This is a genomic window from Paenibacillus sp. LC231 (assembly GCF_001860525.1).
Classification (GTDB): domain Bacteria; phylum Bacillota; class Bacilli; order Paenibacillales; family Paenibacillaceae; genus Paenibacillus_AQ.
This window is the reverse complement of the sequence record NZ_JFOM01000013.1, coordinates 115,506-128,914: the sequence shown is the minus strand read 5'-3', so window position 1 is coordinate 128,914 and position 13,409 is coordinate 115,506. Positions and strand designations below refer to the sequence as shown.

At 51.3% G+C, this 13,409-nt stretch carries 11 protein-coding genes; 10 read left to right on the top strand and 1 reads right to left on the bottom strand.

Annotated features, from left to right (window positions below):
- Window positions 1-3 precede the first annotated feature (3 nt).
- The 8 genes from AK95_RS09285 (at window position 4) to AK95_RS09245 (ending at window position 9,882) form a co-directional block, all read left to right on the top strand.
- Window positions 4-1,194 (top strand): anhydro-N-acetylmuramic acid kinase, encoded by a 1,191-nt coding sequence (locus tag AK95_RS09285; RefSeq protein WP_071219694.1) that lies wholly within the window; start codon window positions 4-6, stop codon window positions 1,192-1,194.
- A gap of 124 nt (window positions 1,195-1,318) precedes the next feature.
- A complete protein-coding gene (locus AK95_RS09280) occupies window positions 1,319-2,788 on the top strand; it encodes an FAD-binding oxidoreductase (RefSeq protein WP_071219693.1) in 1,470 nt (489 codons plus the stop codon).
- A gap of 16 nt (window positions 2,789-2,804) precedes the next feature.
- Window positions 2,805-4,202 (top strand): (Fe-S)-binding protein, encoded by a 1,398-nt coding sequence (locus AK95_RS09275; protein WP_071219692.1) that lies wholly within the window; start codon window positions 2,805-2,807, stop codon window positions 4,200-4,202.
- Window positions 4,203-4,520: 318 nt separating this feature from the next.
- Window positions 4,521-5,087 carry a class I SAM-dependent methyltransferase gene (locus AK95_RS09270; RefSeq protein WP_071219724.1) on the top strand — a complete coding sequence of 189 codons (567 nt, stop codon included), beginning with the start codon at window positions 4,521-4,523 and terminating at the stop codon, window positions 5,085-5,087.
- A gap of 169 nt (window positions 5,088-5,256) precedes the next feature.
- Window positions 5,257-5,886: a hypothetical protein gene (locus AK95_RS09265; RefSeq protein ID WP_235613072.1), complete on the top strand. Its 630-nt coding sequence runs from the start codon at window positions 5,257-5,259 to the stop codon at window positions 5,884-5,886.
- Window positions 5,887-6,730: 844 nt separating this feature from the next.
- Entirely contained in the window at window positions 6,731-7,477 is a 747-nt protein-coding gene (gene map, locus AK95_RS09255; RefSeq protein WP_071219689.1) for a type I methionyl aminopeptidase, read from the top strand.
- Between the two features lie 669 nt (window positions 7,478-8,146).
- Window positions 8,147-8,959: a pyridoxine/pyridoxal/pyridoxamine kinase gene (pdxK, locus tag AK95_RS09250; protein ID WP_071219688.1), complete on the top strand. Its 813-nt coding sequence runs from the start codon at window positions 8,147-8,149 to the stop codon at window positions 8,957-8,959.
- 260 nt (window positions 8,960-9,219) lie between these two features.
- Window positions 9,220-9,882, top strand: coding sequence for a YqaA family protein (locus AK95_RS09245; RefSeq protein WP_071219687.1), 663 nt, complete (start codon window positions 9,220-9,222; stop codon window positions 9,880-9,882).
- Between the two features lie 128 nt (window positions 9,883-10,010).
- Here the strand turns inward: AK95_RS09245 and AK95_RS09240 are convergent, their stop codons facing one another.
- The gene (locus AK95_RS09240) at window positions 10,011-10,631 is read right to left on the bottom strand and encodes a hypothetical protein (RefSeq protein ID WP_071219685.1); all 621 of its coding nucleotides are present in this window, start codon (window positions 10,629-10,631) and stop codon (window positions 10,011-10,013) included.
- Between the two features lie 309 nt (window positions 10,632-10,940).
- On the opposite strand from AK95_RS09240, the gene AK95_RS09235 reads away from it, so the two are divergent.
- Complete coding sequence (locus tag AK95_RS09235; RefSeq protein ID WP_071219684.1) at window positions 10,941-12,014, top strand: ATP-binding protein; 1,074 nt, start codon at window positions 10,941-10,943, stop codon at window positions 12,012-12,014.
- 61 nt (window positions 12,015-12,075) lie between these two features.
- Window positions 12,076-13,299 carry an MFS transporter gene (locus tag AK95_RS09230; protein ID WP_071219683.1) on the top strand — a complete coding sequence of 408 codons (1,224 nt, stop codon included), beginning with the start codon at window positions 12,076-12,078 and terminating at the stop codon, window positions 13,297-13,299.
- Window positions 13,300-13,409: the final 110 nt, after the last annotated feature.

Genomic DNA, 13,409 nt, shown 5'->3' with positions numbered 1-13,409 from the left:
AGCATGCTGTTCTCGCCATGGAAGGATGGAAGGCCTACCGTTGTGGCCGGCTTGATGTCGGGCACTTCGCTTGACGGCATCGATGCGGCCATCGTCCGCATACACGGCAGCGGCTTCGAGGCATCGGTTGAGTTGCTGCATTACTATAACAAGCCTTACGAACCGGAACTCCGTCAGCGGCTGCGCGATTTGTGCAGTGAAGAGAATTCCAATAGCGCTGCTGTTTGCAGTATGAATGCATACTTGGGGTATCAGTTTGGAGCGGCTGTCCTGGAAGCGGTTGCCGATGCCGGCATGCGAATCGATGAGGTGGATCTGGTAAGCTCTCATGGACAGACGATTTGGCATCAGCCCATACCCGAACAAGGGGATCCTTATGCTGTCGCTTCGACTTTACAGATTGGCGATATTTCCGTTATCGCCAAGCACACCGGCAAACTTACGGTAGGAGACTTCCGGCCGGCGGATATGGCGGTTGGGGGGCAAGGAGCCCCGTTTGCGCCATACGGAGATTTGATCCTGTTTCGGCACCCGGAGCGGGGAAGACTGCTGCAGAACATCGGCGGGATCGGCAATTGCACGGCGCTGCCCGCAGGGGCGGATCCTTCGGATGTGCTGGCCTATGATACCGGACCCGGCAATATGATCATGGATGCCGTAGCTCAAATGCTATCCGGAGGGCAGCTTGCGTATGACGACAGCGGGCAATGGGCTGCCCGAGGCAACCCGGATCAGGATTTGTTAAGAGAGATGATGGCGCACCCCTATTTTCATGCAGAACCGCCGAAATCAACGGGCAGGGAACTGTTCGGTCACAACTATGCGGTTTCGTTTCTGGAGCAAGCCAGGCTCAGGAACCTCTCAGATGAGGATACGATGGCCACGGCCACGGCGTTTACTGCATATTCCATTGCGGATAGCTATGTGAAACACGTGTTTCCACGCCACGCAATCGATGAAGTAATCGTAACCGGCGGAGGGGCCCATAACAAGACGCTGCTCTCGATGTTAGGAGAGCTGCTGCCGGAGCAGGAGGTGATGACCTCCAAGGCGCTGGGCTTCGATGACGATGCCAAGGAAGCCGTGATTTTTGCGCTGCTGGGCAATGACTTCATGCTCGGCGTTCCTAACCATTTGCCGGCAGCTACCGGAGCGAACAGACCGACCGTAATGGGGAAGCTGGCGCTGCCATAAACCTTCATTAAAGCCAGCAAACGGAAGAGCCTAGCGATGGTTCATAGATGATGTTGAAACCGATTTGTTAAGTAGTGGATTATCCTTATACAGTCAAACCCTATAGGGGAGGGGGAGAAACAACATGCTGGAATCTGTCATTCGCGAGCAGCTGGCCACCGTGGTTGGCGGAAAGTGGTTCAAGGATGATCCGGAGAGCCTCGTTTCTTACAGTTACGATGCTACGCCGTTATATCAAGCGATGCCGGACGGGGTTATCTTTCCCGGAAGTACGCAGGACGTCTCCGACATCGTCAAAATTTGCTCAAAACATCGCATACCCGTGATTACGCGGGGCGCAGGCAGCAATCTGTGCGGCGGGACCATTCCGCTTCAGGGCGGCCTGATTGTTGTCATGACCCGTATGAATAAGCTGCTGGAAATCGATGCCGATAATCTTACCGCGACCTTCCAGACGGGTCTGAATACGAAGCAGTTTCATCTGGCGGTTGAACGGACGGGATTATTCTATCCTCCGGATCCAAGCAGCATGATCATCTGCACGATGGGCGGCAACATCGCTCTGGGGGCTGGTGGCCTGCGCGGCTTGAAGTATGGAACGACCAAGGATTACGTACTCGGCTTGGAGGCTGTATTGCCGGACGGGAGCATCCTGCGCACAGGCGGCAAGCTGGTGAAGGACGCCGCAGGGTACGATTTGACCCGACTGTTGGTAGGATCGGGCGGTACGCTGGCCATTCTGACCGAGGCCACGGTCAAGTTGATTCCGAAGCCTTCTTACAGGAAGGCCATGGTTGCCGTCTATGACGATCTCAACGCGGCGGCCCGAACGGTTTCGAATATTATAGCGAATCATATTTTCCCGTGTACCCTGGAATTTATGGATCAGCCGACCCTCCAGGTGGTTGAGGATTTTGCCAAAATCGGACTGCCGGTACACGCCAAAGCGATGCTGGCGATCGAGCAGGACGGCAGCATCGATGATGTGGAGCGGGATCTGAAGAAGCTGGAAGAGATATGTCTCGCCTCCGGGGCGGTTCAGCTTAACATCGCCAAGACACCGGAAGAAGGTGCGAAGGTAATGGAGGCAAGGCGGAGCGCGCTTGCGGCGCTGTCCCGATTGCGGCCGACCACGATCTTGGAGGACGCGACGGTTCCGCGTTCGAAGATTGCGGACATGGTGCTTGAAGTTCAGCGTATCGCACAGAAATACGACGTGCAGATTTGCACATTCGGCCATGCCGGAGATGGCAACCTGCATCCGACCGCGATGACGGATGCCCGTGACCCGGAAGAGATTCACCGCGTGGAGGAGGCATTCGCCGAAATCTTTGAGGCTGCGATTGCCATGGGGGGTACCATTACCGGCGAGCATGGCGTTGGTATCGTGAAGGCCCCTTACCTGGAATGGAAGGTGGGCGAAGCCGGCATCCAAATGATGAAATCCATTAAGGATGCGATCGATCCGCATCAGATCATGAATCCCGGCAAGTTGTTTGCGGAAACCCGGAAGCGGATTGTATTCCAGGAGCGGACGGAGCAGGCAGAGCGGGGCTCGATCTCGGATCAGGATCAGAAGATCGAAACATCGTGAGAGGAGGCGATAGCGCATGAATCCAACCCATGAGAAGCTTGCACAATCGCTGAAGCTGACGCTGGATGAGGATCAATTGACGAACTGTATGCGCTGCGGGTTTTGCCAGACCGCCTGTCCGACATTCCTTGAGACAGGGCTCGAAGCTGCCTCCCCGCGCGGGCGGATTGCGCTTATGAAAGCGGTTGTGGATGGTTTGATGGAACCGGATGAAAGCTTTCGTAGCCAGATGGATCTTTGTCTGGGCTGCAGAGCCTGTGAGCCTGCATGTCCTTCCGACGTGAAATACGGTCAGCTGATCGAGCAGACTCGGGCGGCCATTGCAGCGGAGAAGCCTTATTCGCTGCCGGTACGAGTCGTCCGTAAGACGTTCCTGCAAGGGATATTCCCACATCGCGGTAGACTGAAGCTGATCGGCAAGACGCTATCGTTCTATCAGAAATCCGGGCTGCAGAAGTTTGCGCGCAGCTCCGGGGCCATGAAGCTGTTTCCCGACCATCTACAGCAGCTGGAAAAGGCGCTGCCTGACGTAACAGGCGATGGCCTGGAAGAGCTGTGGAGTAAGGCTGGCTTGCCCTACCGCCGCGAGAAGACAGACAGCGGTTCGGGGCTTATGGTTATCCCTGCGGCCGGATCTAAAGTCGGCCGGGTCGGCATGTTCCGTGGCTGCATTATGGACGTCATGTTTGCATCCACGAACGTAAATACCGTACGGTTGCTGCGTCAGGCCGGGTTCGAGATTGTCATTCCGGAGGAGCAGGTATGCTGTGGTGCGCTGCATGCCCATGCCGGTGAAATGGACGATGCCAAACAGCTGGCCGGCCGGAACATATGGGCTTTTGGAGAAGCGAACGTGGATTACATTGCAAGCAATGCGGGTGGCTGCGGCGCCCTGCTGAAGGAATATGATCATCTGATGCATGCCGAACCGGATGAGCGGCTTCAGCAAGCGGCTGTTCTTTTTGCAGATCAGGTGAAGGATATTTCCGAGCTGCTGCACAGCCTCGGTAGGCCGCTTACGCCGGTTCATGCGAAAAGTGCACAGAACGAGGCATTAAATGTCACCTATCAGGACTCCTGCCACTTGCGTAATGTGATGCGGGTGCAAGGAGAGCCGCGCCAGCTGATGCAGCAGCTTCCGGGCGTACAGATGTGCGAGCTGCAGGGGGCTGAGGTATGCTGCGGTTCAGCCGGCATTTACAATCTGACCCAGACGGAAATGTCGACCACGCTGTTGGATCACAAGATGGAACATGTGGAGGCTACCGGAGCCAAGGTCATCGTAACTTCGAACCCGGGATGTCTGCTGCAGATGAAGTGGGGGATCGAGCGTGCCGGCATGCAAAATGGCGTAGAGGCCGTTCATCTTGCAGATTTTCTGGCTGAGCAGGTGCTGATTGAGGATAAGCCGTGACGAATGGTACAAATGGGGCAGCTTCATGGTCATTATGATCGTGGGGGTGCCTTTTTTAAGTCTGATTTATCATCATTCAGCGTGTTCATTGCGATCAGTTATTATATAAAATGGTTCTCAAACAGCGTAAATCTTATCAGTACAGTCATATAAGGATCGATATAGTGAAATATGGATGTTACAGTGATTAAGCGACGAACCGGTTTACATCGTTTCCTATCAACGGTATGGTAGATCGACAGGGGGATTTTTCCCCTCACAGGGTTCATAAACGTACATATGAGCAAAATGCAATCATGCGAGGAGGAGAGCGATACCATGAAAGAGAGCTTTGATCCGTCACTCATAGACCGATTGGAAAGTCCGGAAAGGAAGAAGGAGTTACCGGCATCTTCGCTGCTGGAAAAGCTCCAAGTGAGCGGCGAGGTGGATGTCCTTGACATCGGGGCAGGTACCGGTTATTTTTCTATACCGGCAGCCTCGTTAACGACAGGGACGGTTTACGCGCTGGATACCGAGCCGGCCATGCTGGACATGATGCAGAGGCGTGCACAGGAACAGGGACTTGCGAATATTAAGGTGATGGAGGGGCTGCTGGAAAGCCTTCCTTTTGAGCATGAAGCTGTGGATCGAGTCATTGCCTCCCTGATCCTTCATATTACCGAGCAGTTGGAGCAATCCATCCGCCAGATGGCAAGAGTGCTGCGGCCAGGAGGGCGATGCTTGTGTCTGGAGTGGCAGGAGGACCCAGCCGAGCAGCGGGTTCCCCGTCCGAATCGGGTTGATCCACATGTGATGAAGGATATGTTGGAGCAAGCAGGGCTGCATGTGGAAGGAATCGAGTATCCTACGGAGCGTCATTATCTGATCATCGCCAGTAAATAGCCAATGACAATGAAGCCTCTTGCTGGATGCCCTTTCCCCTTTAGATCTTGCCGTCCAGCGCCGCCTCACCGTGATCTGCGGAGGTAGATCCCAGATTGGGTGTATTTATGGATACACAGCTGGAACATTTTGGGGGAGGGGGCCGTCTAAGGATTGAGGTGATTCATTGATGAGAAAATCCATGGCTATCATACTAAGCTGCTTGCTGCTGCTCATGAGCCTGTACGCGGTCAAACCAGCCAACGTATTTGCTTGCTCCTGTGCGGGGCCGCCTACGGTTGAGGAGGGCCTGGAACGGAGTGCAGCGGTATTTGCAGGCAAAGTGACCAAGCTGGTTGGCCCGAAGGCGAAGCTGGTGATGTCATCGGCAGATCCGGTCCATGTTACGTTAGAAGTAACGGAAGTATGGAAGGGCGAATTAGCTGGAATGACGCAGCTTACAATGGCGGTGTCATCAGCCAGCTGCGGTTATGATCAATTTGCCGTAGGAAGCGAATTCCTGGTGTTCGCGTCTGCCGAATCGGGCCAGCTCAGAACAGGGATGTGTGATGGTACGAAGCTCCTCTCCACCGCAGGCCAAGAGCTAACTGAGCTTGGAGATGGATATCCTCCAGAAGATGCATCTGCTCCGAGTGAATCAGGGCCTGATACCCTTGCTGAGGGCGGCCCTCCAGGTGAAGGTCGGGGTGCAGGTCAATCTCCATTCTTACTGAAGCCCGTCTTGTGGATAGCGGCAGCAGTGCTGCTGGCAGCGGGGGGACGGCTCTATTTTTGGAGGAAGAATAAGAGAAATATATAGGGAATGTAAAAATTTCAGCAAGACTATTGGCGCGGCTAAACAGCTGTGATGTAACACTTGTAATTCAAGTGAAGTGGAGCAACAGTTGCAGCACAGTCGTCATTTCGTGGCACGAACATATCTTTCAGCTATTTCTGATAAGATGGAACCTTTATCGCCGATAAACGAGGTAAAGGTTTTTTTGTTTCCTTCTGCCTTTGGATTCGTATTAAAGGTAGAGCTTGCGATATTGCATTTGCAGTTGATGTGGTTTTGGCTGCCGTTGCCCTGCCATGACGCTGCCGGAAACAAGTGGAAAGCTAAAGAAACGGCCCGTTTGATATAATGAACATAGGAAAAAAAGAAAGGAATTGTGATCTCGCGTGTAAAATTATCGTTTCTGCGCAACCTTACATTATATTTATGATATGAGGAGAAACGATTGTCATTGGATACATGAAGTTCGAAGTTAGATAAAATGCTGCGTGCCCTGATTCTGTTCATGGTCATTGAGAGCCATATGACTTTCTGGGTTACAGCCGAGTTGAAGCTGCCTCCGAGGATGCAACAAGCATACGCCTCGGTTCCCGTGCCTGCCCGCGTGTAAACCGAAAGACAGGTATTCCTAATGGAAATGATTGAGGTTCCTTTGGCTTAGGAGTAGAATAAGATGAGGTAGGGCGCTTTTCGCTTTTCTTTTTTTGGATACAGACCAGAAGAAAGCAGATACACCTTGTGATTGTAAATCAGCCTTATTGGCCGGGGAGTGGGGAGAGGCAGATGCCTGTCCTTCAGAATCTTCGGTCAGCTAAGGCTTTTTGATTTGAATAGGAGATAACAGCCATATGAGAAGGAGTGAGCAGGATTGATAATCCTTAAAACACCAGAACAAATCGCCAAGATGAATAAGGCAGGGGACATCCTCGCCGAATGCCACCGGCAGATTGCCAAGATGATTAAACCGGGCGTGACGACATTGGAGATTGATCAATTTGTCGAGCGGTTTCTGGCAGAGCGCGGCGCGACACCGGAGCAGAAGGGGTATCACGGATATCCGTATGCCACCTGTGCGTCGGTTAATGATGTGATTTGCCATGGTTTTCCGAGCAAGGAGCCATTAAAGGACGGGGATATCGTTACCATTGATATGGTGGTGAAGTATGATGGCTGGCTCGCTGATTCCGCGTGGTCTTATCCGGTCGGAAACGTGTCCGAGGAAGCGCAGCATCTGCTGGATGTAACGAAGAAATCCCTGTATCTTGGCATTGAGCAAGCGGTAATCGGCAATCGAATCGGAGACATCTCCCATGCGATTCAAACCTATGCGGAATCCCAAAATTTATCGGTCGTCCGCCACTTCGTAGGGCATGCCATCGGCGAAAATATGCATGAGGAGCCCCAGGTGCCGCATTACGGCCCGCCCAACCGCGGGACGCATCTTAAAGAGGGCATGGTCATTACCATTGAACCGATGCTGAATCTAGGCACATATCAATGCAAGATCGATTCAGACGGATGGACCGCAAGAACGGTGGACGGCAAATGGTCCGCGCAGTATGAGCATACGCTTGCCATTACCAAGGATGGCCCGGTGATCTTGACGGAGCAATAAGATGCATGATGTGACTCCGAGGGGGCGTTGCTCCTATTGGAGGTAAGCGGATGTACAAGCTATATATCGTGATTCAAGGGAAATCTGGGGGCAACAGCGATCGGAAGACAGTCTGCATGCGGAGTGATGTGGTATCATAAGCAGAATTCGGCCTCTGCGAAATAGACGCTATAGTGAAGTTGTCCTTTAAGGGCCTATGAGACAGACTTCAACGGAAGCAGGCGGAATTGTTCTGTAGAAGCGAAGCGTTCGCCTTTGCCCCCGGATTTCAACGATATATATCGTGATTCAAAGGAAATCTGGGGGCAATAGCGATCGGAAGAACAATCCGCATGCGGAGTGATGTGTTTTCATGCAGAATTCGACATCTACGACGAATAGATGCTAAAGCGAATTTGTCATTAAGGTTTTAAAAGTAAGACTCCAACGGAGCAGGCGGAATTGTTCTGTAGAAGCGAAGCGTTCGCCTTTGCCCCCGGATTTCAACGATATATATCGTGATTCAAGGGAAATCTGGGGGCAACAGCGATCGGAAGAACAATCCGCATGCGGAGTGATGTGGTACCATGCAGAATTCGACATCTGCGAATACGCGATCAATGAATAGACGTCACCCTGAGTTTTTCTTATAATAGAGTAATCATTTTACAAGCGAAGGGAACATGGAACATGACGATACGAAAAGCACTAACCGTAGCCGGCTCGGACACGAGCGGGGGCGCTGGCATCCAGGCGGATCTGAAGACGTTTCAGGAATTTGACGTATACGGTATGACCGCACTGACCACGATTGTCTGCATGGAACCAAAGACATGGGATCATCAGGTTTTCCCGGTGGCGCTGGATATTGTAGAAACGCAGTTGAAAACCGTGCTTGAGGGCATTGGCATCGACGCTATGAAGACCGGCATGCTCGGATCCGTAGAGATCATCGAGCTCGTGTCCCAGTATATCGACCGTTATAATCTGGAGCGGATCGTCATCGATCCGGTGATGGTCTGCAAAGGCACGGATGAAGTGCTGCAGCCGGAAAATACGGAAGCGATGCTGGAGTTCCTTCTCCCGCGCGCCGATCTGGTAACGCCAAACCTGTTCGAGGCGTCCCAGCTGGCCAAGTCCGGCCCGATCACGACCCTGGATCAAATGCAGGAGGCGGCGGCCATCATTCACGAGCGCGGCGCGAAGAATGTGCTGATTAAAGACAGAGGCAAGATCCGCGAAGGCAAAGCGATGGACCTGCTCTATGACGGAAACAGCTTTGAATGGTTCGAGGCCGCTACCATTGTAACGAAATACACCCATGGTGCAGGCTGCACGTCATCCGCTTCCATTACGGCTAATCTTGCCAAAGGTTTGACTGTTCGCGAGTCGGTACAACAAGCGAAGGCATTCATTACCCAAGCCATCTCCAATGGCTTCCCGCTGAATGAGTTCGTAGGTCCGACAAGACATTCCGCGCACCGCAGTTTATCTGCAAATTAAATAAAATGCACTTTTTTGCAAGCTTATTCATGCATGGAATTCGGCTTGCAGGAGTGACCGAAAACCTTTCTTCCAAGAAGAAAGGTTTTTTTGTTGTTAGTTGAACTCGCTGCATATAGTGTATAGGAGCTATGGCATGCTTCGTTTTACGCGGTTTTTACACAGGGATAGAGCCGCTTAGGTCCTTTCCAGTATAATTATGTGCTATAATTTATAAAGGGTCTGATAGAAGCAGGAAGAAAATGTTTAGGGGTTGAGACATGTTTCAGGACATTTTGGAATTTTTGAAAAATTTTGGTCCATGGGGATTGTTTATTCATTCGTTTGCTGATGCTGTAATTTTTCCGGTTCCCGCTTTTTTTCTGCAGGTTTCGCTTAGCATCATGCACCCGCAGGATGCGCTGTGGCTCGCAACGTACGGTTTTATCGGGTGCTTGCTGGGGACGCCGCTGGGTTATTTAATCGGAAAGCTGCTTGGGAAGTCGGTACTATACAAGATTTTGAAAAAAGAGTGGATTGACGCTGCAACGAACATGTTTCAGAAAAACGGCGAGGCCGCGATATTGATTGGTTCCTTCACGCCGGTGCCCTTTAAGGTGTTCACGATTCTATCGGGGTGTTTGAACTTCCCGTTATGGAGACTTCTGGCTTATGCCGCTGTGGGCAGAGCCACCAAGTTTTATGTTGTAGGCACCTTGTTTTACCTGTATGGTAACGCGGCAGAAGGCATGGTTAAGGACGTATCGCTATACATTGCGCTTATTGCCGTTCCGCTTCTGTTGATCGGTGTGTACTTTAACCGCAAACGCAAGCGCAAGAAGATGGAGCAGGAAAAGCTCGCTGAAACTGCTGGTGAATCTAGTCCAGTTGTGGTCGAAAAGACGGTACTGGAGCAGACGTCGGACCAGACTCCATCGGCTTAACGCTGAACATTGACGTGGTGGCTACGCTCCCGCGAGAATCATATAAAAAAGCAGCCGGGTGAGAGCCCGGCTGCTTTTTTCCAAGGTATCAGAGAAACATATTTATATGATAGCTAAATATTTCGGTATTAACCCGTTTTTCCGAATCTGAAGAACTTGCCTCGGCCTTTCGTTGTCACAGGAGTAAACGTCGGTGATGGGGACAGCGGGGATGTCATGTCTTGAGCAAGATACCCGTGGAGAGGTCCACGGTAGACTTCATTCAACTGCGGTGAATGGGAGAAATCCTCCGGCGTTACGAGATGACAAGGCTTGTTTACAGGCCGCAGGCCTGCTTGCTCCAGCACCGTAGCAACAAAGTGGGAGCAGAAGAAAGCATCGTCACGATCAATATGAATCCGAAACAATATACCCAGCAGCCCTAGCAGATTATATTTGTAGCGGTCCTGATCACGCATCATCTCTTTGACAAGGTTGTGCATGCGTTGATAGTCTTCCTTACTGACGCGGAAGTGATAAACCGCGCATTCCGAAGTGTAGAAGAAGGGGTCGCGCAGGTTTTCGCGAACTAAACCGCCGTCAAACGGATTGTTCGCCTTCTTTCGCCCAAAGCTGTACACTTCGCGTAATTCGGAATCAAACGCGATGGATGCATGGTTGAGTGGGGCCTTCGTGAAATATTGGATCATTCTGCTGAACCAGGTGCCCGTGCCTGTAAGCACAATCCAAATATCTTGTTCCGTGTACATACTCGCAAACTCCTTTGTTAACGGTCCTAACGACTAGCAATTGTAAATGACTTGCTTTCTTTCACAATAAACGAAAAAGCCATAGCGTTCAAGTCAAAAAAAACCATTTTCTCTCAATTTCACTAGAATAGCGCTGGAATTGCCACCAAAAATTAGAAACCTCATAACAATATATTCGCTTCATGTCCAAATTATCCTTTGGTTTGCTTTATTTATATTTTTCAATAGGCGATAGGAAAGGAGAAGCAATCCGATATCTCGAAATAGGTAAAACGATGGAACAATGAAAGACAGGAGGATCTCCAAACGATGATGAATAGTGAAAGTCTCAGCTATGATTTTATGGTCCAAGCGATTGAAGTAGCGCCGATTGGAACGGTATTCATCGATTCAGAGGGGAGCATTATCAAAATTAATCCCGCTGCTTGCGTCATGCTGGGGTATGAGGCGGAAGAGTGTCTGCATCATCCCTATTACCATTGGATTTATCCGGAGGATGTGAATAAGGACAAAGATAGAATGGAGAAGCTAAAGTCGGGTAAGACCGCTTCTTTGCAATTGGAGAAGAGACTGATACATAAACAAGGCGATATCAGGTGGGTATCTTGTATGCTAAGCACAGCTCGCAGCAGGGAAGGAACTACACTCGGCTATGTGGCGCATTTTACGGATATTACCGACATGAAAAAGGCGGCCCACCAAGAAGAGGAGCGGCTGATCCAGTCCGATAAGCTGTCCATGGCCGGTCAACTTGCGGCAGGGATCGCCCATGAAATTCGTAACCCCATGACTTCCATTAAAGGGTTCGTGCAGCTCATTCGCTCCGGCGCTGGCCGGAAGGATGAGTATTTCGATATTATCTCCTCGGAGATCGAAAGGATCGAGCTGATCGTCAGTGAGCTTCTGTTTTTGGCGAAACCGCAAAGCGTGAAATTCGAGCGTGCCGATATCCGGCAGCTCCTGGACCAAGTGATTACGCTACTAAATACGCAGGCCATCATACATAACGTCGAGATTATAACGGATTTCGGAGAGCGAGAGGCCAATGTGGAAGGTGATGTGAATCATCTGAAGCAGGTGTTCATCAATTTTATTAAAAATGCGGTGGAATCCATGCCGGGTGGCGGGGAATTGACCATTCGGCTGGAGATAGGCGATGACCACACCGTGGCCATCTATTTCACGGATAATGGCTCCGGAATTCCGGAAGCGATCCTCTCCCGTCTAGGGGAGCCGTTCTTCACGACGAAGGAGAAAGGGAATGGCCTGGGATTCATGATCAGCAAAAAAATGATCGAGGACCACAAGGGGCAGGTTCACGTGTCCAGCAAGCTACAGGAGGGAACAACCATAAAGGTTACCCTGCCGCTTAGCATAATCTAGCTTGACCAGACGTATGGTTCGCTCTACATTATAGAAAGATATAGGAGAGGGGGCGGCTAATATGGGCAATATGCAATTGTTAAAAGAACCGAAGCGGCGCAAGCTGCTGTTCAGTGCGGGTGTCAGTTGGATGTTCGATGCGATGGATGTCGGCATGATTTCGTTTGTTGTTGCGGCACTGGCAGCGGAATGGTCGTTGAGCTCACAGCAGGTAGGTATTCTGACAAGCACCACATCGATCGGAATGGTATTCGGCGCGGCTATGGCAGGATTCCTGGCCGATAAATATGGACGGAAAAATGTTCTGCTGTGGACGCTGCTCATATTCTCGATTGCGAGTGGTCTATCCGCGCTGGCTACCGGTTTTATTATGCTGTGTCTGATGCGCTTTATTGCCGGCTTCGGACTCGGAGGAGAGCTTCCGGTTGCATCCACGCTGGTATCGGAAAGCATGCCGGTTCATGAACGGGGAAGGGCGGTTGTGCTGCTGGAAAGCTTCTGGGCGGCAGGCTGGATACTATCCGCACTCATTGCTTACTTCGTCATCCCGGATTACGGCTGGCGGACAGCCTTTGTTATTGGAGCTCTGCCTGCTTTTTATGCGCTCTATCTGCGGCGTGCCATCGAGGATTCGCCAAGGTATATCGAGCAGAAAGCCAAAGTTACCCGTAAGCTGACCTTCGGGCAGCGAGTGGCTTCGGTCTGGTCGGTGGAACATCGGCGTACGAGCATTATGCTCTGGGTGCTGTGGTTTACGGTCGTATTTTCATATTACGGCATGTTCCTGTGGCTTCCGACCGTCATGGTCGATAAAGGGTTCAGTCTGGTCAGGAGCTTTCAATATGTGCTGATTATGACGCTTGCCCAGTTGCCGGGTTATTTTACGGCTGCGTATTTTATAGAAAAGTTCGGGCGGAAATTCGTGCTCGTTACCTATTTGGTGCTAACGGCCTTTAGCGCAATCTGGTTTGGCTACGCCAACACGGAAGGTTCGCTGCTCGCAGCAGGCATTTCCCTGTCATTCTTCAATCTGGGAGCATGGGGAGGTTTATATGCCTACAGTCCGGAACTCTATCCGACGAAGGTTCGTTCAACGGGGGTAGGGCTTGCCACTTCGTTCGGACGGATCGGGGGCGTTATTGCGCCGCTGCTCGTGGGTGTGCTGAAGCAAAATGGCACCCCTATCGAATTCATTTTCGTGATGTTTTTTGTGACCATCCTGATCGGTGCCCTCGGCGTACTGGTACTTGGTAAGGAAACGAAAGGGCTGGAGCTTGCGGACTAAGGCTAAAGAGCCCCCGTTAATGACGTTTTTCTTGCAAAACAGCAGGACATGCTTCGAAGTGTATGCTTTCTGATATCGGAAGAAAAGGGTGGATCCAAAGGTTCAAATTA

Excerpts from the sequence above, each read along its gene's own strand:
- AK95_RS09285 (WP_071219694.1), top strand. The coding sequence starts at position 4 with ATGCTGTTCTCGCCATGGAAGGATGGAAGGCCTACCGTTGTGGCCGGC.
- AK95_RS09280 (WP_071219693.1), top strand. The coding sequence starts at position 1,319 with ATGCTGGAATCTGTCATTCGCGAGCAGCTGGCCACCGTGGTTGGCGGA.
- AK95_RS09275 (WP_071219692.1), top strand. The coding sequence starts at position 2,805 with ATGAATCCAACCCATGAGAAGCTTGCACAATCGCTGAAGCTGACGCTG.
- AK95_RS09270 (WP_071219724.1), top strand. The coding sequence starts at position 4,521 with ATGAAAGAGAGCTTTGATCCGTCACTCATAGACCGATTGGAAAGTCCG.
- AK95_RS09265 (WP_235613072.1), top strand. The coding sequence starts at position 5,257 with ATGAGAAAATCCATGGCTATCATACTAAGCTGCTTGCTGCTGCTCATG.
- pdxK (WP_071219688.1), top strand. The coding sequence starts at position 8,147 with ATGACGATACGAAAAGCACTAACCGTAGCCGGCTCGGACACGAGCGGG.
- AK95_RS09245 (WP_071219687.1), top strand. The coding sequence starts at position 9,220 with ATGTTTCAGGACATTTTGGAATTTTTGAAAAATTTTGGTCCATGGGGA.
- AK95_RS09240 (WP_071219685.1), bottom strand. The coding sequence starts at position 10,631 with ATGTACACGGAACAAGATATTTGGATTGTGCTTACAGGCACGGGCACC.
- AK95_RS09235 (WP_071219684.1), top strand. The coding sequence starts at position 10,941 with ATGATGAATAGTGAAAGTCTCAGCTATGATTTTATGGTCCAAGCGATT.
- AK95_RS09230 (WP_071219683.1), top strand. The coding sequence starts at position 12,076 with ATGGGCAATATGCAATTGTTAAAAGAACCGAAGCGGCGCAAGCTGCTG.